Origin of the sequence: Mycobacterium terramassiliense, from assembly GCF_900157385.1 — a bacterium.
GTDB lineage: Bacteria > Actinomycetota > Actinomycetes > Mycobacteriales > Mycobacteriaceae > Mycobacterium > Mycobacterium terramassiliense.
Map to the genome: position 1 here is coordinate 306,760 of NZ_LT717698.1, position 20,831 is coordinate 327,590.

Genomic DNA, 20,831 nt, shown 5'->3' on the forward strand with positions numbered 1-20,831 from the left:
GGTCCCATCCCTTGGTGACGACGACATAGCCCGAGCGGTTCAACTCGATGCCATAAGTTTGGAAGTTTAGCCGTTTGAAAACCGCCGGGCATATGCCCAGGTCAATCACGCCTTGCGCCGCCCAACCGCTCGCCGAGGGCCGCGCGCCTGGCCAGGACCGCCTCGAGCTGCTCGGCGACGCGGCTCGGGGCGGTGCCGCCCCGGGCGTCGCGCGAGGCCACCGAGCCCTCGATCGTCAGCACCTCGCGGACCTGTGGCGTCAGCTCGGGGCTGATGGCGGCCAGCTCGTCGTCGGTCAGCTCGTCGAGCCCGACGCCGCGGTTCTCGGCGGTCCGCACGGCCGCCCCGGCGGCCTCGTGCGCGGACCTGAACGGCACGCCCTGCCGCACGAGCCACTCCGCGATGTCGGTGGCCAGCGTGTAGCCGGCCGGGGCCAGCGCCGCCATCCGCTCGACGTTGAACGTCAGGCTGGCCACCAGCCCGGCCATGGCCGGCAGCACCAGCTCCAGCTGGGCCACCGCGTCGAAGACCGGCTCCTTGTCCTCCTGCAGGTCGCGGTTGTAGGCCAGCGGCTGGGCCTTCAGCGTCGCCAGCAGCCCGGCGAGGTTTCCGATCAGCCGCCCGGCCTTGCCGCGGGCCAGCTCGGCGATGTCGGGGTTCTTCTTCTGCGGCATGATCGAGCTGCCCGTCGACCAGGAATCGTGCAGGGTGACGTAGCCGAATTCCGTCGAGCTCCACAGGATGATGTCCTCGGCCAGCCGGGACAGGTCGACGCCGATCATGGCGAAGATGAACGCGGCCTCGGCGGCGAAATCGCGGGCCGCGGTCGCGTCGACCGAGTTCTCGGCGGCGGCGCGAAAGCCCAGCTCCGCGGCGATCGCGTCGGGGTCCAGTCCCAGCGACGACCCCGCGAGCGCCCCCGAGCCGTACGGCGACACCGCGGCCCGCTTGTCGAAGTCGACGATCCGGTCCACGTCGCGCAGCAGCGGGTGGGCGTGCGCGAGCAGGTGCTGGGCCAGCAGGATCGGCTGCGCGGACTGCAGGTGGGTCTTGCCCGGCATGATGGCCGCCGGGTGCGCGGCGGCCTGGCCGGCCAGCGCCGCGACGACGTCGAGGACCCCGGCCGCGACCCGGCGCACCGCGTCGCGCAGCCACATCCGCAACAGGGTGGCCACCTGGTCGTTGCGCGACCGCCCGGCCCGCAGCCGGCCGCCCAGGTCGGGCCCGACCCGGTCGATCAGCCCGCGCTCCAGCGCGGCGTGCACATCCTCGTCGGTGACCAGCGGGGCGAAGCTGCCGTCGGCGACGTCGGCGGCGAGGCTGTCCAGGCCCGCCAGCAGCCCGTCGCGCTGCTCCTCGGTCAGCAGCCCGGCCCGGAACAGGATCACGGTGTGGGCGCGCGAGGCGACCAGGTCGTAGGGCGCCAGCACCCAGTCGAAGTGCGTGGACTTGCTCAGCGCGGCCAGCGCGTCGGAGGGGCACTCGGCGAACCGGCCGCCCCACAGCGAACCCTCGCGCGTGCTCACCTGCGCTCGCTCACGGCGGCGCGAGCGTGCGCACTTGTACGCGGAACGCGGCGTGTCGCCGTACTGACACGCACGCTCGCGGTCATGTGGCCTGGTCCCGGCGGGCCGCGATCTTCGACGACAGCCCGTGCACGTAGACGAAGCCCTTGGCCGCCGACTGGTCGAAGCTGTCGCCCTCGTCGTAGGTGGCCAGGTTGAAGTCGTACAGGGATTCCGAGCTACGCCGCCCGTTGACCGCGATGTGCCCGCCGTGCAACACCATCCGGATCTCGCCGGAGACATGCTCCTGGGTCTTCTCGACGAAGCTCTCCAGCGCGACCTTCAGCGGCGAGTACCACAACCCGTCATAGACCAGCTCGGCCCAGCGCTGGTCGGTGTGCCGCTTGAACCGGCCCAGCTCGCGCTCCAGGGTGACGTGCTCGAGTTCGGTGTGCGCGGTGACGAGCACCATCGCGCCCGGCGCCTCGTAGATCTCGCGGCTCTTGATGCCCACCAACCGGTCCTCGACGACGTCGAGGCGCCCGACGCCCTGCGCGCCGGCGCGCCGATTGAGCTCCTCGATCGCCTGCAGCATCGACACCGCCTTGCCGTCGATCGACACCGGCACGCCGCGCTCGAACCCGACGATCACCTCGTCGGGCGGGCTCCAGTTCAGGGTGGGGTCCTCGGTGTAGGAGTAGACGTCCTTGGTCGGCGCGTTCCAAAGGTGTTCCAGGAAGCCGGTTTCCACCGCGCGGCCCCACACGTTCTGGTCGATCGAAAACGGCGAGCGCTTGGTGACGTTGATCGGGATCGCGTTCTCCTCCGCGAACGCGATCGCCTTCTCCCGCGTCCACGCGTAGTCACGGACCGGCGCCAACACCTCCAGATCCGGGGCCAGCGACGCGAAGCCGACCTCGAAGCGCACCTGGTCGTTGCCCTTGCCGGTGCAACCGTGCGCGACGATCGTGCCGCCGTGCTCGCGCGCCGCGGCGACGAGGTGCTTGACGATGAGCGGCCGGCTGATCGCCGACACCAGCGGGTAGCGGTCCATGTACAACGCGTTGTTGAGCACCGTCGGGAGGCAGTAGCCCTCGGCGAACTCGTCGCGGGCGTCGACGACGACGGCCTCCACGGCGCCGCAGTCCAGGGCCCGCTGGCGCACGACCTCCATGTCCTCGCCACCCTGCCCGAGGTCGATCGCGACCGCGACCACCTCGCGCCCGGTCTCCTTGCCGATCCAGCTGATGGCCACCGAGGTGTCCAGGCCCCCCGAATACGCCAGGATGACGCGCTCTGACATAGATCTCCTTAGTTACTTCAGGCGTTCCAGGGTGGTGGCCAGCTCGGCACCGGTCATCGGCGCCCGGGCCGCCACGAAGACGGTGTCGTCGCCGGCGATGGTGCCGACGACGTACGGTAACGCCGCGCGATCGATTGCGCTGGCCAAATAGTTGGCGCCGCCGGGCGGGGTGCGCAGCACCGCGAGGTTGGCGCTGGCGTCGGCCGACACCAGCAGCTCACCGAGCAACCGGGACAGCCGGGCGGTACCGCCCGAGACCCCGCGCACCGGGCTGCCGTCCTCGGGAACGATGTAGACCCCGACACCGCCGTCGGCGCCGCGCAGCTTCACCGCGCCCAGCTCCTCGAGGTCGCGCGACAACGTGGCCTGCGTCACGTCGATGCCCTCGTCGGCCAGCCTGGCCGCCAGTTCGCTCTGGCTGCTGATCGACGCCGACGACAGGATCGCCACGATGCGGTCCTGGCGCCCGGCCCGGGTGGTCTCGGGGGTGGTCTTGCTGCGAGTCATCGCGCTCGCTCCAGCAGCCAGGCCAGCAGCGCCTTCTGGGCGTGCAGCCGGTTTTCGGCCTCGTCCCACACCGCGCTGGCCGGGCCGTCCATCACCTCGTCGGTGATCTCGTCGCCGCGGTGGGCCGGAAGGCAATGCAGCACAACGGCTTCCGGGTCGGCCAGGCTCAGGAGGCGGGCGTTGACCTGGAAGGGCCGGAACGGCCCCACCCGGTCCAGCCCGTCGCCCTCCTGGCCCATCGACGTCCAGGTGTCGGTGACGACGACGTCGGCGCCCTTCGCGGCCGCGTCGGCGTCGGCGGTCACGGTGACCGACGCGCCGGTGGCGTCGGCGCGCCGCCCGGCGGCGGCCACCACGACCGGGTCCGGTGCGAACCCGTCCGGCGCCGCGACGGTCACGTGGATGCCGGCGGTGACCCCGCCGAGGATCAGGGACTGCGCCATGTTGTTGGCGCCATCACCGAAGTAGGCCAGCCGCAAGCCTTTCAGCGATCCCTTGCGTTCGGCGATCGTTTGCAGGTCGGCCAGCACCTGGCACGGGTGGAAGTCGTCGGAGAGCGCGTTGACCACGGGCACCGTCGCCGCGGCGGCCATCGCCTCGAGCCGGTCCTGCCCGAACGTCCGCCAGACGATGGCCTCGACGTAGCGGGACAACACCTGCGCGGTGTCGCCCAGCGTCTCGTCGCGCCCCATCTGGGTGCTGCGGGCGTCGACGACGACGGCGTGCCCGCCGAGCTGGGCGATGCCCACCTCGAACGAGAACCGGGTGCGGGTGGAGTTCTTGTCGAAGATGACCGCGACGCCGCGCGGCCCGTCGAGCGGCCGACGGCCGAACGGGTCCTTCTTCAGCTCGGCGGCCAGCGCGAGCACTTCGGCCTGTTCGTCGGGCGACAGGTCGTCGTCGCGCAGGAAATGACGAATCACGTTGCGGCTCCGGCAGTGTCGAGGATGCCCGGCAGCGCGTCGAGGAAGGCATCGATCTGGGTTTCGGTGATGATCAGCGGCGGCGCCAGCCGGATGACGTGCGGTGCGGCGGCGTTGACCAGGAACCCGGCGTCGCGCGCGGCCGCCTCGGCGTCCTTGGCGCGCTGCGCGGTCAGCACGATGCCCCACAGGAGTCCGCGGCCGCGGACGTGGTCGACCAGCGGGTGGCCCAGCGTTTCGATGCCGTGGCGCACCGACTTGCCGAGCACCTCGGCGTGCCGGACCAGGCCCTCGGCCTGAATCGTTCGCACCACCGCCAGGGCGGCCGCGGTGCAGATCGGGTTGCCGCCGAAGGTGCTGCCGTGCAGGCCGGGGGTCAGCAGCTCGGCGGCCGGACCGACGGCCAGGCACGCCCCGATGGGCAGCCCGCCGCCCAGCCCCTTGGCCATGGTCACCACGTCCGGGGTGATGCCGTCGTGCTGGTGGGCGAAAAAGGCTCCGGTGCGGCCCATTCCGGTCTGCACCTCGTCGAGCACCAGCAGAGCGCCGTGGCGCACGGTGATGTCCCGCGCGGCGGCCAGGTAGCCCTCGGGCGGGACGACGACGCCGCTCTCCCCCATGATCGGCTCGAGGAAGACGGCGGCGGTGGCGTCGTCGACCGCGGCGGCCAGCGCGTCGACGTCGCCGTACGGCACGTGCGTGACGTACCCCGGCAGGGGCTCGAACGGCGCCTGCTTGCTCGGCTGGCCCGTGAGCGCCAGCGAGCCCATCGTGCGGCCGTGAAACGCCTCTTGCGCCGCAACCAGTTTCGTGCGGCCGGTCAGCCGCGACAGCTTGAATGCGACCTCATTGGCCTCGGTGCCCGAGTTGCAGAAGAACACCCGCGCCTGTGTCTCGACGGCCAGCAGGGCGACCAGTTCTTCGGCCAGCGCGACGCCCGGCTCCGTGGCATACAGGTTGGAGGTGTGGCCCAGCGTCGCCATCTGGCGCGTGACGGCCTCGATGACGGCCGGGTGACGATGGCCGAGCACGTTGACCGCGATGCCGCCGAGCAGGTCGACGTAGGTCTTGCCGTCGACGTCGGTGACCACGGCACCGTCACCGCTGGCCAGCGCCACCGCGGGGGTGCCGTAGTTGTTCATCATCACGGCTTCCCAGCGCTGCTTCAACGCTTCCGTCGCCGTCACGCCTTCACCACCTTCGTGCCCGTACCGGCGTCGGTGAAAAGCTCGACCAACACACAGTGTTCGACCCTCCCGTCGATGATGTGCGCGCTGGGCACACCCGCGGTGACGACCCGCAGGCAGGCCTCCACCTTGGGGATCATCCCGGACTCCAGCGTCGGCAGCAGTTGCGCCAGCGCGACCGTGTCGATCTCGCTGACCAGCGAACCGCGGTCCGGCCAGCCGGTGTAGAGGCCCTCGACATCGGTGAGCATCAGCAGCTTTTCGGCTCCCAGGGCCTCGGCCAGCGCCGCCGCGGCGGTGTCGGCGTTGATGTTGTGCACCACACCCTCCGCGTCGGGCGCGAGCGTCGAAACCACCGGAATGCGCCGCGCCGCAATCAGATCCAGCACCGCGGCGGTGTTGACCTCGTCGACGTCGCCGACCAGGCCGATGTCGGTGGCCACGCCGTCGACGGTGACGCTGCGCCGCACCGCGGTGAACAGTTGCGCGTCCTCGCCGGTGATGCCGACGGCGTAGGGTCCATGCGCGTTGATCAGGTTGACCAGCTCCCGGCCCACCTGCCCGAACAGCACCATCCGCGCCACGTCGAGCACTTCCGGTGTGGTGACGCGGAATCCGCCCTTGAAGTCGCCGTCGATGCCGAGCCGCCGCAGCATCGCGGTGATCTGTGGCCCGCCGCCGTGCACGACGACGGGATGGATGCCGCAGTTGCGCAGGAACGCCATGTCGGCCGCAAACGCGCGGCGCAGCGCGTCGTCGGTCATGGCGTTGCCGCCGTATTTGATGACGACGATCTTGCCGTGCAGCTGCTTGAGCCACGGCAGGGCTTCCGCCAACACCTGGGCCTTGACCCCCGTGGGCAGCGCGTCGACGCGGACGGTCATGAGCTGTAGGCCGAGTTCTCTTCGACGTAGCCGTGTGAGAGGTCGGTGGTCCGGACGGCGGCGGAGGCGTCGCCGACCCGGAGGTCGACGGTGATGTCGATGTCTGCGCCCGACAGGTCCACCTGCCGCGCGCCGGGCGCCCCGACCCCGTCGATGCACACCGCGGAACCGTTGAACGACACCCGAATTCGATCGGGCTCGAGGGCGACCGGCGCCATGCCGACGGCCGCCAGCACCCGCCCCCAGTTGGGATCCGACCCGAACACCGCGGTCTTGACCAGGCTGTCGCGGGCGATCGCACGCGCGGCGGTCAGCGCGTCGTCCTCGGAGGCCGCACCGGTCACGGTGACGGTGACGCGCTTGGTGACGCCCTCGGCGTCGGCCTGCAGCTGGGCGCACAGGTCGTCGCAGACCCGTAGCACCGCGTCGTCGAGTGCGGCCTGAGTCGGGGTGATCTCGCTGGCTCCGGACGCCAGCAGCAGCACCGTGTCGTTGGTCGAACAGCAGCCGTCGATGTCGAGCCGGTCGAACGTGCGCGCGGTGGCGCGGCGCAGCGCCCGCTCGAGCGCCGCCGGCTCCACGGCCGCGTCGGTGGTCAGCACGCACAGCATGGTGGCCAGCGACGGGGCCAGCATGCCCGCGCCCTTGGCCATTCCGCCGACCGTCCAGTTGTCGGCATGGTGCAGCGCAACCTGTTTGGGCACGGTGTCGGTGGTCATGATGGCCTGGGCGGCGTCCTCGCCGCCGGTCAGGCCGCCGGCCATGTCGTGCACGATCTCGCGCACCCCGGCGAGCACCTTGTCCATCGGCAACCGGTCACCGATCAGCCCGGTGGAGCAGACCGCGACCTCGATGGCCCCCGTCTCGGTGCCCCAGTCGGACAGGGCGGCAGCGACCGCTTCCGCCGTGGCGTGGGCGTCCTGAAAGCCGCCCGGTCCGGTGCAGGCGTTGGCTCCGCCGGAATTGAGGATCACCGCGCGCAACCGCCCGGTGGTCAGCACCTGCTGGGTCCACAGCACCGGCGCGGCCTTGACCTTGTTGCGGGTGACCACGCCGGCGGCCGCGTAGTCGGGTCCCTCGTTGAATACCAACGCCAGGTCGGGGGCGCCCGATGCCTTGATGCCGGCCGCGATGCCGGCGGCCCGGAACCCCGCGGGCGCGGTGACGCCCTGTTCGCGCAGCAGCCGCGCCTCTGCTGTGTGGGTCACGGCGCGACCCCCACCACCGAAAGCCCTTCGCCCTCAGGCCAACCCAGCGCCAGGTTCATCGACTGGACCGCGGCACCGCCGGTGCCCTTGACCAGGTTGTCGATCGCGACGATCGCCACGAACGTCTCGGCCGCCTCGTCCACCGCCACGGCGACGTGCGCCGCGTTGCTGCCGATCACCGCCCCGGTGCGGGGCAGCTGCCCCTCGGGCATCAGATAGACGAAAGGCTCGCCGTCGTAAGCCTTTTCGTAGGCCGCGCGCAGCTGTGACAGCGGAGCTCGGGTGCGTGCGGTGCAGGTGGCCAGGATGCCCCGGGACGTCGGGATCAGCACCGGGGTGAACGACACCGTGACGTCGCGGTGGGTCACGGCGCCCAGCCCCTGCGCGATCTCGGGCGTGTGCCGGTGCGCGCCGGCGATGTTGTAGGCCCGCGCCGAGCCGATGACCTCCGAGCCGAGCAGGTCGGCCTTGGCCGCCCGGCCGGCCCCCGAGGTGCCGCTGACGGCGACCACGGTGACGGCGGGCTCGATGAGGTCCTCGGCGATCGCGGGCGACAACCCCAGTAACGCCGCGGTCGGGTAGCAGCCCGGGACGGCGACGCGGCGCGCGCCGCGCAGCCGCTCGCGCGCGCCCGGCAACTCCGGCAGGCCGTAGGGCCAGCTGCCGGCGTAGGTCGTTCCGTAGAACCGCTGCCAGGCGCCGGCGTCGGTGAGCCGGAAGTCGGCCCCGCAGTCGATGATGAGCGTGTCCGGGCCGAGCTGTTCGGCCAGCGCGGCCGAATGCCCGTGCGGCAGGCCCAGGAACACCACGTCGTGGCTTGCCAGCACGGCGGGATCGGTGGGCTCGATCGTGCGCTGGGCCAACGGGATCAGGTGCGGATGGTGCTCGCCGAGCGTGCTGCCGGCGCTGGCCGCGGCGGTCAGCGCGCCGATGGTCAGGCGGCCGTCCGCGCAGGCCGGATGCCCGAGCAGCAGCCGGAGGATTTCCCCACCCGCGTAGCCGGTGGCGCCGGCAACCGCCACCCTCAATACGTCGGCCATTCACCCGATTCTGCATGGTTATGCAGCGGTTTGCAAATCCATTCCGCCGCCGCCGGGGCGGCGTGCGCCCAGGAGATCGTGTCGGGCAAAGGCTCCGCTTCGGGAGAGCGAGGGCCTACACGAGTCTCCTGGGCGCCACCGGTCTATCCGCTGACCCCGATGCCCAAGCTCGCGTTCAGGGCGGCCTGCAGCGAAAGCAGCAGGTTGCTCAGGGCGAGGGACAACGAAGCGCCCAGCGCGCCCCCGGCCTGCGCGAGTCCTCCGGTGACACCGGAGATGCCCGTCACCAGCGCCGAACCGAGGTTGACCAGGCCCGGGAACCCAACGGCCAGGGTCGAGGAGAAGCCGTTGCTGAGCGCGCCGCCAATTTGGGCCGCGGTGTTCTCCCAGATGTTCGCGAGCGCCGCCCCCGTCCCCGTCAGCCCGGACAGACCGCCGGCCAGGCTGCCGCCCAGGGTTTCCAGGCCCCCGACCACACCCGACAGGCCACCGGTCAGTCCGGCGACCAGGTCCGCGCCGGCGTTCGCCAGACCCGCACCGAGGGTGGCCGACAGGGCGGCGTTGATGGACACCATCAGGTTCGGCAGGTTCAGTGCGGGCAGCGAGGCCAGGAATGTGGCCGCCAGGTTTTCGCCGGTCTGGATCGCTCCGTTGATGCCCGCCGCGACGTTGCCGGCCAGGTTGCCCAGGTTGGCAGCGAAGTTGGCGGCCAGCGTCTCGCCCGTCTGGATCAACCCGTTGAGGCTGGCGCCCAGGTTCAGGCTGCCCGACAGTGCCGCGTTCAGCGACGCCCCCAGCCCGTTGAGGGCCGCGCCCAGCGATCCGCCGAAGGACGCGCCCAACCCGTTGAGGGCCGCCGACAGCTGCACACCCAGCGCACCCAGGTTCGGGAACGTCAGCGCCGGCAGACCCGGCAGCGACGCCAGGAAGTTCGCCGCCAGGTTGGCGCCGGTCTGCAGCGCCCCGTTGAGACCGGCCGCGAAGTTTGCGGCCAGGTTCTCACCGGTCTGGATCAGCCCGCCGAGGTTGGCGCCCAGGTTAAGTCCACCGTTGAGCGCCGCGTTCAGCGACGCACTCAGGTTGGCGCCCAAGCCATTCAGCGCCGCGCCGAGTTGCACACCCAGCGCACCCAGGTTCGGGAACGTCAGCGCCGGCAGACCCGGCAGGGAGGCCAGGAAGTTCGCCGCCAGGTTCGCTCCGGTCTGCAGCGCCCCATTCAGGCCCGCCGCGAAGTTGCCGGCCAGGTTGCCCAGGTTGGCCGCAAAGTTCGCCGCCAGGGTCTCACCGGTCTGCAGCAACCCGCCCAGGTTGGCACCCAGGTTCAGGCTGCCGTTCAGCGCCGCGCTCAGCGAGGCGCCCAGGCCGTTGAGCGCCGCGGACAGCTGAACACCCAACGCCCCCAGGTTCGGGAAGGTCAGCGCCAACGACGGCAGACCCGGCAACGAGGCGAGGAAGTTGGCCGCCAGCGTCTCGCCGGTCTGGATGGCCCCGTTGAGGCCCGCGGCGAAGTTGCCGGCCAGGTTCTCACCGGCCTGGATCAACCCGCCCAGGTTGGCACCCAGGTTCAGGCCGCCATTCAGCGCCGCGTTCAACGACGCACTCAGGTTGGCGCCCAACCCATTCAGCGCCGCCGACAGCTCCACACCCAACGAACCCAGGTTCGGGAACGTCAGCGCCGGCAGACCCGGCAACGAGGCCAGGAAGTTGGCCGCCAACGTCTCGCCGGTCTGAAGAGCCCCGTTGAGACCCGCCCCGATGTTGGCGGCCAAGTTGTTCAGCCCGGCGGCGAAGTTGGCCGCCAGGTTCGCACCGGTCTGCAGCAGACCACCCAGGTTCAGCCCGCCGTTCAGCATCGCGTTCAGCGACGCACTGAGGTTGGCGCCCAAGCCATTCAGGGCCGCCGACAGCTCCACACCCAGCGCACCCAGGTTCGGGAAGGTCAGCGCCAACGACGGCAGACCCGGCAGCGACGCCAGGAAGTTACCCGCCAGCGTGGCACCGGTCTGCAGCGCCCCGTTCAGGCCCGCCCCGATGTTGGCGGCCAGGTTCTCACCGGCCTGGATCAACCCGCCGAGGTTGGCACCCAGGTTCAGGCTGCCATTCAGCGCCGCGTTCAGCGACGCACTCAGGTTGGCGCCCAACCCATTCAGCGCCGCCGACAGCTCCACACCCAACGCACCCAGGTTCGGGAACGTCAGCGCCGGCAGACCCGGCAACGAGGCCAGGAAGTTACCCGCCAGCGTCGCGCCCGTCTGCAGCGCCCCGTTGATTTCAGCGCTCAGCGCGCCCAACGACAGCGTGAGCGAGGGCAGGCCCGGGAACGTGAACGGCGGGAGGCCCGGCAACGTGATGCCGCCCGACAACAACGCGTTCAGCGCCGCGCTGAGCTCACCACCGAGCGCACCCAGCGACAGCGTGAGCGAGGGCAGGCCCGGGAACGTGATCGGTGGGAGGCCCGGCAAGGTCAAGCTGCCCGACAGTAGGGCATTCAGGCCCGCGCCGAGGTTCGTTCCGAGGCTGCCGGCCAGGTTGCCCAGGTTGGCCGCGAAGTTGGCCGCCAGCGTCTCACCGGTCTGGATCAACCCGTTGAGGTTGGCACCCAGGTTCAGGCTGCCGTTCAGCGCCGCGTTCAGCGACGCACTCAGGTTGGCGCCCAACCCATTCAGCGCCGCCGACAGCTCCACACCCAGCGCACCCAGGTTCGGGAACGTCAGCGCCGGCAGACCCGGCAACGAGGCGAGGAAGTTACCCGCCAGCGTCGCACCGGTCTGCAGCGCCCCGTTCAGGCCCGCCGCGAAGTTACCGGCCAGGTTCCCCAGGTTGGCCGCAAAGTTGGCCGCCAGGGTCTCACCGGTCTGCAGCAACCCGCCCAGGTTGGCACCCAGGTTCAGGCTGCCGTTCAGCGCCGCGTTCAACGACGCGCTCAGCCCGTTGAGGGCCGCCGACAGCTGAACACCCAGCGCCCCCAGGTTCGGGAACGTCAGCGCCGGCAGGCCCGGCAGCGACGCGAGGAAGTTGGCCGCCAGCGTCTCGCCGGTCTGGATGGCCCCGTTAAGACCCGCCCCGATGTTGGCGGCCAGGTTCTCACCGGCCTGGATCAACCCGCCCAGGTTGGCACCCAGGTTCAGGCCGCCGTTCAGCGCCGCGTTCAACGACGCACTCAGGTTGGCGCCCAACCCATTCAGCGCCGCCGACAGCTCCACACCCAGCGCACCCAGGTTCGGGAACGTCAGCGCCGGCAGACCCGGCAACGAGGCCAGGAAGTTCCCCGCCAGCGTCGCACCGGTCTGCAGCGCCCCGTTCAGGCCCGCCGCGAAGTTACCGGCCAGGTTGCCCAGGTTGGCCGCAAAGTTCGCGGCAAGAGTCTCACCGGTCTGCAGCAGACCACCCAGGTTCAGGCCGCCGTTCAGCATCGCGTTCAGCGACGCACTGAGGTTGGCGCCCAAGCCATTCAGGGCCGCCGACAGCTCCACCCCCAACGCGCCCAGGTTCGGGAAGGTCAGCGCCAACGACGGCAGACCCGGCAGCGACGCCAGGAAGTTACCGGCCAGGGTCGCTCCCGTCTGCAAGGCCCCGTTGAGTCCGGCGCCGATGTTGGCGGCGAGGTTCTCACCGGCCTGGAGCAGCCCACCGAGGTTGGCACCCAGGTTCAGGCTGCCGTTCAGCGCCGCGTTCAACGAGGCACTCAGGCCGTTGAGGGCCGCCGACAGCTGAACACCCAGCGCCCCCAGGTTCGGGAAGGTCAGCGCCAACGACGGCAGGCCCGGCAGCGAGGCAAGGAAGTTGGCCGCCAGCGTCTCGCCGGTCTGGATGGCCCCGTTGAGGCCGGCGCCCAGGTTGGCTGCCAGGTTCTCGCCGGCCTGGAGCAGCCCACCGAGGTTGGCGCCCAGGTTGAGGCCGCCATTCAGCGCCGCGTTCAACGACGCACTCAGGTTGGCGCCCAACCCATTCAGCGCCGCCGACAGCTCCACACCCAACGAACCCAGGTTCGGAATCGTCAGCGCCGGCAGACCCGGCAACGAGGCCAGGAAGTTACCCGCCAACGTCGCGCCCGTCTGCAGCGCCCCGTTCAGGCCCGCCGCGAAGTTACCGGCCAGGTTGCCCAGGTTGGCCGCAAAGTTCGCGGCAAGAGTCTCACCGGTCTGCAGCAGACTACCCAGGTTCAGCCCGCCATTGAGCGCGGCGTTCAGCGACGCACTGAGGTTGGCGCCCAAGCCATTCAGGGCCGCCGACAGCTCCACACCCAGCGCACCCAGGTTCGGGAACGTCAGCGCCGGCAGACCCGGCAACGACGCCAGGAAGTTACCCGCCAGCGTCGCACCGGTCTGCAAGGCCCCATTCAGGCCCGCGCCGAGGTTGCCGGCCAAATTACCCAGGCCGTTGAGGCCGGCCGCCAGGTTGGCCGCCAATCCGCTCAGGCTGCCACCCAGGCTGGCGGACAACGCGGCGCCGAGGTCGAGACCGAAGTTGGCGTTCAGCAGGGCGTTGAGCGCCGCGTTGGCCTGGGCGAGCATCTGAGCACCCATGGCCGATAGCGCGGCCCCGCTGTTCTCCAGGGCGAGTCCGGCCTGAATGATGGCGTTGCCCGTCTGGACCATCCCGTTGCCGATGCCGGACAGGATGAAACCGCCTGTCTGGAAGGCGAGTCCGCCGAGCCCGGCGCCGAGGAGGGTCTCTAGCGTAGCGCCGAGAGACGCTCCCAGGCTGCTGCTCAGGCCGGCCGATAGGGATCCGCTGATCGCGGCGCCAAACCCGGAAATCGCGCCGCCCAGTTCGGCCGCCAGGTTCCCGCCGCCCGAGAGCAGCGCGGCGCCGTTGGCGATTTCGGCCCCCGCGTACGCGGCCGCGCCGCTACTCAAAGCGCCGACAAAGGCGTTGTGGAACGCCGCGACTTCGGCGTTCAGTGCTTGATACTCCTGGCCGAAGTTGCCGAACAGCGATGCGATCGCGGTCGACACCTCATCCGCCGCGGCGGGCGCCAGGCTGGTTGTCGGGGCGAATATGGCTTGAGTGACCTCGTCCAGTGCTGAACGGATACCTGCGAGATCTTGGGCGGCCACCTCGACAAGATCCGGAACTGCGACCACAAAAGACATGTTCATCTCCCCACGCGAATGAACGACATATATACGTTTATGAGCCCGAATAATCGAGGCAAGGTGAGCGTAAGGGCGTGCCAACTAGCACATTCGAAAACCGCGGTTTTCATGAGACTCCGGCGCGTCTGCGTACCCTCCAGGCGTTTGCGCAACGGGACGGTGGTACCGAAATATGGTCCGTCCGAAGGCGTTTCCGCTGTTCGGCGCGGTCGTACGTAGTTGACGCGACGCGTCTGGTTGCTCCCGAAGTGGCGGGATGTGACGAACGCAATACTCGACACCGCACTGGGGCCGCTTTCCAATACCTTCAACCTCAAAACACCTGCAGCAGAGGCATTTTGGTCGGATTCGCGGGGATGTCAATTCTTTCGGTCGGGCAACCGTGCGCTCTAAGAACCCAGATTTGGTGGGCCCGGGCGACCGTTTCCAGTAGACACGCCCCCGCGGCTTGGGTCAATGGAAAGCGCTGCATCCCAAACGCTTTCTGTATACGTGTCAAATAGGCGCCGGTGCGCTAGAAGGTGAAAAGGGGCGGCGAGATCAGCGGCGCCGGTGCGGCCGGTGCGCCGATTGCCTGGGCCAGCTGTTGGGGCGCGTAGTTCACCAGGAACGGTAGGAGTCCGCTGAACGGAGTGCTGCCGGCGCCCAGGTTGATCGCAACCGGGGGCAAGGCGTCACCACCCAGCGCGGTGAGCGCCGCCGTCACCGGGTAGTACCCCGGCGGGTGCAGGATCCCGTCGAGCGGGAAGTCTGCGACCACCGTGACGTTCAATAGGTCCGCCATCGCTGGTCCTGTCAGGCTCGAAAGGTTCAACGCGTAAGGGAAAGTCGCCTGCCCGTTGAGGAAGCCGTCGGCGATGTAGGCGGGAGCATCGATGAGGGCGGCGAACGCCGTGGCCCCATCCCCCGCCTGGACGGCGGACGTGAACAGCGATGCGGCATAACCGGCCGCCGCCAGCGTGGCCGCCGGCGGGCCTATCACGCTGGCGCCGAACAGCAGGGGCAACCCGACGACGTTGTCCAGGGCCAAATTGGGCGTGGGCAGCACCTGCTCCACCACCAAGGACGACGTGACACTGGTATTGGTCAGCGTTCCAACGACATTCGTGAAATTGCGCACGACGTCGCCGGGTATGGCGGACACCGGCTGGAAGTCTCCGGTTTGAATCGCCGTCGCGATCGCCTGCCCGTAGAGCATCTGGTTTGCGACCAACTGCCGCAGCAACGGGAACGGGTCGGCCAACCAGGCGCCCGCGAGGGTGTTGAGGTTCGTCCACGTGTTGTAAACGAGCGCCTCGTACGGGCCGGCGATGCCGGTGAAGAAAGGGCCGGCGCCGGCTTGCATGTTAACGATTCCCGGCAGCATGGGATTCAGCGCGCCCGTCAACGAATTGGTAAGCCCGCCAAGGCTTGTCGGCAGGGCGGGGAGGGCGCCGACGCTCTCGGCCGCGGCCCCTAGCCCACCGGCCACCAACGGGGAGACCACGGTCGCCTGGGCGGGCGCGCTCATCGTGCTCGCCACGGCCTGCTCGGCGTTGGCGATCTCGGTGCTGATGTAAGCGGCGACACCGCCGTCGAGCAAGCTGACGAACTCGGCGTGAAACGCTTGCGCCTGGGCGCTAAGCCACTGGAATTCCCGGCCGAAGTCGCCGAATACGGCCGAGATGGCCGCCGAAACCTCGTCCGCCGCGGCGGGCACCACTCGCGTCGTCGGGGCCGCGGCGCTCGACGCCGCCTCGACCAGCAGCGCGCGGATGTCCGCCAAATCTTGGGCCGCCTGCAAGGCCGTTTCTGGTGCCACCGTCGCGAACGACATCGCAGCTCCTCCCGTCGAAACACCCACGGGGCTACCCGGTAAAAACCCAACTAAACGCGAGTTCAACAACGGCTGTTAGCGGAGCAGCAACCCGACGTTTGTATGGCGTTAGTGCCGACCGTGCTTCAGCTTTTTCCGGCGTGGAGCGCGAAGACCTACCGTTTGACGCAGGGCCGGACGCCGACTCGTGAAGCTCGGCACGGCGGCTATCCCGCGGGAGCGATCACCGCAGCCAGCTGTTCGGGTGCGAAGATCAACAGGCCGGTCGCGAGGCCACTGAGCGGCGTACCCCCGACGGGAACGGTGATGGTTCCGATCACGGGAATGCCCGTATTCAACGAAGCGGTGTAGGCGGCCGGAGGAACGAGAATCCCATTTAACGGAAGGTTCACCACGGCGGGCATGCCGTTGACGTCGAAATCGATAGGCACCGTCGACTGGCCATTGAGGAAGGCGTCGGTGACGGCGGCCGGACCGTCGATGAGGGTACCGATCGCCCCGCTGAAATTCCCGGTTTGCACCTCGTCGACCACCGTGGTGACGGTGGATCCGAAGGCGTTCGCTGCGTTGTAGGGCGCGCCCACCGCGTCCAGGGTCAGCGCCGCCGGCAGTCCCGCGGCGAGACTCACGGAGAGGTTCGCACTGAGGAAGGGAGGCCTGGGAATGACGGTGGTCGTAAAGAGCACCTGCGCAGCGAGGGAGGTGTCGGTAACGCTGTCGAGCACGTTCGTGAAGTTTTGCGCAATCAGCGCCGGGATGGAGCCGGACGGCAGCAGGTCGGTGAGGTTCTGGGCCATCATCCCCGGAATGGTGAGGAGGGGCAGCAGATCTCCCACGACTCCGGTCGGGGTCAACGCGGCGATCAGCCCGGGGGCGACGCCGATGTTCCCGGTGGTAGTGACGTCCAGGCCGGGCGCCAGCAGACCCACGAAGCCCTGGGCGACGTCGGCCACCGCGCCGGCGATATCGCCCGTCTGGAGCGCCTGGACGGCGGATTGGAAGGCCGTCGGCAGGGCCTGCAGGCCGGCACCAAAGTCGTGGGCGGCGTTCTGCAGCGATGTCGCGGCGATCTGCGCGTAGGCCATCTGGTTGGCGACGAACTGCTGCACGTACGGCACCGGATTGAACGCCAGAAGGGCCTGCACGAACGCCCGGGCGTCCGCCGGCAGGCCGGCCAACACCGCAGGAAAGTTCTGGACGACGTATTCCGCAGCCGCGGCGATCGTCCGCGCATAGCCGGCCTGGTTGGCGAGCACCTGGTGCACGAACGGTGCCGGGTTTGCCAGCCGGGCGTCTCCGAGTATTTGCAGGTTGGCGGCCGTGTGCTGGAAGAGCGCCTGATACGGACCGCCGATCGAGGCGAGCCCCGTGCCGGCCGCCGGCGCAAGCAGCGCCGTCACCGCGGCGCCGATGCTCTGGCCTCCGGGCGTCCCACTACCGAGCGCGCCCACGACGCCGGCGCGCCCGCCGGCATTGAGCAGGCTTTGCTCGGCGTTGGCGACGTCGGCGCTCAGGTAGGCGCCGCCGCCCGCGCTCAGCAACTCGACGAACTGCTCGTGGAATTCCTGCGCCCGGGCGCTGATGACCTGATAGTCCTGACCGAAGGCGCTGAAAAGAGCCGCGACCTGGGCCGACACCTGATCCTCGGCGGCCGCCACCACCCCTGCGGTGGGCGCGGCGGCTGACGCACTGGACTCGGCAAGCATGGAACGGATACCGGCCAGATTTCGGGCTGCCGCCTGTACCTCTTGGGGCTCCGTGGTGACGAACGACATATCCAGCCCCCCCATCGCTTGATACGACGGTCGCCCGATGGCTATCGAGACAATGTGAGCCTAGTCACACGCCGGTCCTCCGCGCCGGAAAACAGGCGCTTTTCGTGCGGTTATCGCCCTCCGCTACGCCAGCGGCGTGATCGCCGCCGCGAGCTGCGACCCGAAGCTCAGCAGCCCGGGGATGAAGCCACCGATCGGCGTGCCCGGGACCGCGCCCAAGCCGCCGCCGAGGGTCACCGGGCTCAGCGGGGTGAGCAGGCCTCCCAGCGGAAGCTCGGCCGTGGCGGTGAGGTCCAGGATGGGGAAACCACCCGCGGTGACGGTCGTCGTGAGCGGAGGGAGGCTGAGGAAGGTCTGGCCGTTGAGGAAGCCGTTCACCACGTTGGCGGGCGCGTCGATCAGTGCGGCCGCGGCCCCCATCGGGTCGCCGGTTTGCACCGCGGTGACAAACGCCTGTGCGCTGGAATTCAGCGCGCTCAGCGCGTTGGCGGGGGCACCGATGCCGTCGAAAACGAGCTGCAACGGCAGGCCGAAGGTGATGCCGAGGTTCCCCGGATTGAACGTCGACCCGAAGTTGGTGAGCGCGTCGACCACGTTGGTGAAGTTCTGCGCCATCTGTGCCGGGATGGAGCCCGCCGGCAGCAGGTTGGTGAAGTTCTGCGCCATCTGCCCCGGGATGGCGAAGATGGGCGCCAGATCCCCCAGCGGGCCCAGCGGGGTGATGGCCAGGGGCGTCGCCGTCGGCGATCCCAGTTCGCCGATGTCGAAGCTGACGCCCTGGAAACCGGGAAGGACGACATTCTCGAGGCCCTGCGCGACGGCGTTCACGGCGCCCTGGACGTTGCCCGCCGCCAGCGCCTGGCCGGCCGCCTGGAAGCTCGCGGGCAAGCCGCTCAGCCCGGTCACGAGGTCGTTGCCGGCATTCTGTAGCCCCGTGACGACGGTCTGGGCGTAGCCGATCTGGTTGTTGACGAACTGCTGCACGAAGGCGCCGGGGTTGAACGTCGCGAGGCCTTGGATGCCGGTCTGGATGGTCGCCGGAAGGTTGGCCAGCTCCGCGGGCAGGTTTTGTATGCCGGTCGCGATCGAAGACCCGATCGTCTGCGCGTAGCCGATCTGGTTGCTGGCCAGCTGGTGCAGGAACGGGAACGGGTTGGCCGAGAACGTCGCCCCGATCGCCTGCAGGTTGGTGGCGGTGTTCGAGACGAGGGCCTGGTAGGGCGCGGCCACGGTGGCGCCGAATGAGTTCAGCCCGCTGACCAGCGCGGAGGCACCGCCGGTCGGCAGTGAACCGAGCGCGACGGGAGAGCTGGCGATCGCGTTCGAAATCGCTTGCGCGCCGGACTGGATCTCGCCGCCGAGCGCGGTCTGCGCCGCGTTGGCGGCCTCCGCGCTCGCGTAGGCGCCCGCGCCGGCGTTCATCAAGCTGACGAATTGCTCATGAAACGCCTGGGCCTGGGCGCTGACGGCCTGGAATTCCTGACCGAAGTTGCCGAACAGGGAAGCGATCGCGACCGACACCTCGTCCTGAGCCGCCGTCGCTATTCCCGTCGTGGGGCCGGCCGCGCTGGCCGCGGCTTCGGCCAGCGATGAACGGATACCCGCCAGGTCCTGGGCCGCGCTCTCGACCAGCTCCGGGGTTGCGAACACAAACGACATTTGACTTTCTCCTTGGCTCACTAAGAGGTGACCGGCGGTCATCCAATGTTCGATACGAGTCCCCGGGCTCGATATCTCTGCAGGCGGTTACCCCCCGGTAACCAAGACGAAAATGAGCGTAACCAGCAGCGACGCCCCCAACAAAAGACAACAGGTGATTTCACAGCTTTCGTTACGGTGCGAGGGCGGGCATCCGGCCATTCAATCAATGACTAATCGAGCAGCCGACTAAGTGACCGCGATGTCCGCCGCCAACTGAGCGGGGAAGCTCAGCAGCCCCGGAATGAGGCCACCGATCGGCGTGCCACCCGAGAGTTCGAGCGGCAACGTGGTCCCGAACAGATCAACCAGGACCTGCGGGGTCGCGAGCGGAGTGAGAAGCCCGCCAAGCGGCAAGTAAGTCGTCGACGGCAGCGTGAGCCCGAGCAGCGACACCGTAGCCGGGGGCAACGCTACGACCGTCGTGCCGTTGAGGAAGGCGTTGGCGACGACAGCCGGGGCATCCAGGAGTGTGGCGGCGGCCGCCGACGCATTCCCGGCCTGCACCGCGCCGACCAGCGCCGCCCCGGTGGAGTTCAGAGCGCTCAACGCGTTCGCTGGAGCACCGATCCCGTCCAGGAGGAGCTGCAGCGGAATCCCGAAGTTCAGATTGGCGACGCCGCCGATGAAGAGGGTCGTACCGAAATCGGTGAAGGCGCTGATCAGATTGGTCACGTGTTGGGCGATTTGCGCCGGGATGGTGCCGGCAGGCAAAAGATTCGTGGCGCTCTGCGCCATCTGTCCCGGGATGGCCAGGATGGGCGCCAGGTCTCCCAACGGACCCATGGGCACGATGTCGAGGAGAATCGACGATCCGTCCGGGCCCACCTGCACGCCATTGAAGCCAGGAAGGAAGGCGTTGGTGAGGGCCTGGTTGATGGCGACGTAGGCGCTGACGTTGTCGCCCGCCAACAGGTCCTGGAAGGCCGCCCCGAAGCCGGCCGGCAGGGACTGCACGCCCGTGAGGAAGTCCTGGGCGGCGTTCTGCAGCGACGTGACGACCGTCTGGGCGTTGGCGACCTGGCTGGTGATCAGCTGCTGGAGCAAAGCGCCCGGGTTGATCGTCGAAAGCCCTTGCAGCGCAGCCTGAATGGTCGCCGGCAGATTGGCGAGCTCGGCCGGCAGATTCTGAATGCCGGTGGCGATCGACGAGGCGATCGTCTGGCCGTAGAAGATCTGGTTGTTGACGAGTTGGTGCAGGAACGGGAACGGGTTGGAGACGACGGTGTTCCCGATGGCCTGCAGGTTGGTGACGGTGTTGGAGACGAGCGCCTGGTACGGCGCGGACACGGTGGCGCCGAACGAGCCGATCCCGTCGGCCAGCGCCGACGCGCCGCCCGTCTGGAGCGTCCCGAGCCCGATGGGAGAACCGGCGATCGCGTTCGAAATGGCTTGCGCGCCGGTCTGAATCTGCCCACCGACGAACCCGCCGAGGCTACCGTTGCCCAGCGCGGTCACCGCGCCATTCAGGCTCTGTTCGACACCGCCGAAGATCCCACCATCGACACCGCCGCCCAACAGGGTCTGCGCCGCATTGGCGGCCTCCGCGCTGGCATAGGCACCCGCGCCCGCGTTCATCACGGAGACGAACTGCTGGTGGAAGGCCTGAGCCTGGGCACTCAGCGCCTGAAATTGCTCGCCGAAGTTCCCGAACATCGATGCGATCGCAACCGATACCTCGTCCTGCGCCGCGATCGCGATCCCGGTTGTGGGACCGGCCGCGGTTGCCGCGGCCTCGGCCAGCGACGAACGAATGCCCGCCAGGCTCGTGGCCGCGCTCTCGACCAGATCCGGCGTTGCGATCACAAATGACATGTCCACCCTCTCCTTGGGCCACCAATGCGATGACCGACGGTCACTCAATTCGACGCAAAGTCGAACAAAGG

General features: G+C 69.2%; 12 protein-coding genes and 1 pseudogene. All 13 read right to left on the minus strand.

All coding sequences use genetic code 11. The annotated features are described in order from the left end of the window. Window positions 1–101: 101 nt before the first annotated feature. Window positions 102–1,526 (minus strand): argininosuccinate lyase, encoded by a 1,425-nt coding sequence (gene argH / locus MTAB308_RS03520; protein WP_077097919.1) that lies wholly within the window; start codon window positions 1,524–1,526, stop codon window positions 102–104. A gap of 82 nt (window positions 1,527–1,608) precedes the next feature. After that, window positions 1,609–2,808, minus strand: a complete 1,200-nt coding sequence (locus tag MTAB308_RS03525; protein WP_077097922.1) for an argininosuccinate synthase — start codon at window positions 2,806–2,808, stop codon at window positions 1,609–1,611. Window positions 2,809–2,820: 12 nt separating this feature from the next. Then, a complete protein-coding gene (locus MTAB308_RS03530; protein WP_077097924.1) occupies window positions 2,821–3,315 on the minus strand; it encodes an arginine repressor in 495 nt (164 codons plus the stop codon). Beyond that, entirely contained in the window at window positions 3,312–4,238 is a 927-nt protein-coding gene (gene argF / locus MTAB308_RS03535) for an ornithine carbamoyltransferase (RefSeq protein ID WP_077097926.1), read from the minus strand. The genes MTAB308_RS03530 and argF overlap by 4 nt, the downstream gene beginning before the upstream one ends. Continuing rightward, window positions 4,235–5,425 (minus strand): acetylornithine transaminase, encoded by a 1,191-nt coding sequence (locus MTAB308_RS03540; RefSeq protein WP_077097928.1) that lies wholly within the window; start codon window positions 5,423–5,425, stop codon window positions 4,235–4,237. The genes argF and MTAB308_RS03540 overlap by 4 nt, the downstream gene beginning before the upstream one ends. Next, window positions 5,422–6,309 (minus strand): acetylglutamate kinase, encoded by an 888-nt coding sequence (gene argB / locus MTAB308_RS03545; RefSeq protein ID WP_077097930.1) that lies wholly within the window; start codon window positions 6,307–6,309, stop codon window positions 5,422–5,424. Before argB ends, MTAB308_RS03540 begins: the two co-directional genes overlap by 4 nt. Further along, complete coding sequence (argJ, locus tag MTAB308_RS03550; RefSeq protein WP_077097932.1) at window positions 6,306–7,517, minus strand: bifunctional glutamate N-acetyltransferase/amino-acid acetyltransferase ArgJ; 1,212 nt, start codon at window positions 7,515–7,517, stop codon at window positions 6,306–6,308. Before argJ ends, argB begins: the two co-directional genes overlap by 4 nt. Continuing rightward, a pseudogene (gene argC / locus MTAB308_RS03555) lies at window positions 7,514–8,573 on the minus strand (N-acetyl-gamma-glutamyl-phosphate reductase). Before argC ends, argJ begins: the two are co-directional and overlap by 4 nt. Window positions 8,574–8,700: 127 nt before the next feature. Then, entirely contained in the window at window positions 8,701–13,653 is a 4,953-nt protein-coding gene (locus MTAB308_RS03560; RefSeq protein WP_157900908.1) for a PE family protein, read from the minus strand. A 517-nt stretch (window positions 13,654–14,170) separates the two neighbouring features. Further along, a complete protein-coding gene (locus MTAB308_RS30220) occupies window positions 14,171–15,472 on the minus strand; it encodes a PE family protein (protein WP_077097938.1) in 1,302 nt (433 codons plus the stop codon). 206 nt (window positions 15,473–15,678) lie between these two features. Then, window positions 15,679–17,247 (minus strand): PE family protein, encoded by a 1,569-nt coding sequence (locus MTAB308_RS30225; protein WP_108637194.1) that lies wholly within the window; start codon window positions 17,245–17,247, stop codon window positions 15,679–15,681. 123 nt (window positions 17,248–17,370) lie between these two features. Next, on the minus strand, window positions 17,371–18,906 hold the full coding sequence (locus tag MTAB308_RS30230) for a PE family protein (protein ID WP_077097942.1): 1,536 nt from the start codon (window positions 18,904–18,906) through the stop codon (window positions 17,371–17,373). Window positions 18,907–19,134: 228 nt separating this feature from the next. Beyond that, complete coding sequence (locus MTAB308_RS03580) at window positions 19,135–20,760, minus strand: PE family protein (RefSeq protein WP_157900910.1); 1,626 nt, start codon at window positions 20,758–20,760, stop codon at window positions 19,135–19,137. Window positions 20,761–20,831 lie beyond the last annotated feature (71 nt).

Coding starts and splice junctions, on each gene's coding strand:
- MTAB308_RS03525 (WP_077097922.1), bottom strand. CDS start 2,808: ATGTCAGAGCGCGTCATCCTGGCGTATTCGGGGGGCCTGGACACCTCG.
- MTAB308_RS03530 (WP_077097924.1), bottom strand. CDS start 3,315: ATGACTCGCAGCAAGACCACCCCCGAGACCACCCGGGCCGGGCGCCAG.
- argB (WP_077097930.1), bottom strand. CDS start 6,309: ATGACCGTCCGCGTCGACGCGCTGCCCACGGGGGTCAAGGCCCAGGTG.
- MTAB308_RS03560 (WP_157900908.1), bottom strand. CDS start 13,653: ATGTCTTTTGTGGTCGCAGTTCCGGATCTTGTCGAGGTGGCCGCCCAA.
- MTAB308_RS30220 (WP_077097938.1), bottom strand. CDS start 15,472: ATGTCGTTCGCGACGGTGGCACCAGAAACGGCCTTGCAGGCGGCCCAA.
- MTAB308_RS30225 (WP_108637194.1), bottom strand. CDS start 17,247: ATGTCGTTCGTCACCACGGAGCCCCAAGAGGTACAGGCGGCAGCCCGA.
- MTAB308_RS30230 (WP_077097942.1), bottom strand. CDS start 18,906: ATGTCGTTTGTGTTCGCAACCCCGGAGCTGGTCGAGAGCGCGGCCCAG.
- MTAB308_RS03580 (WP_157900910.1), bottom strand. CDS start 20,760: ATGTCATTTGTGATCGCAACGCCGGATCTGGTCGAGAGCGCGGCCACG.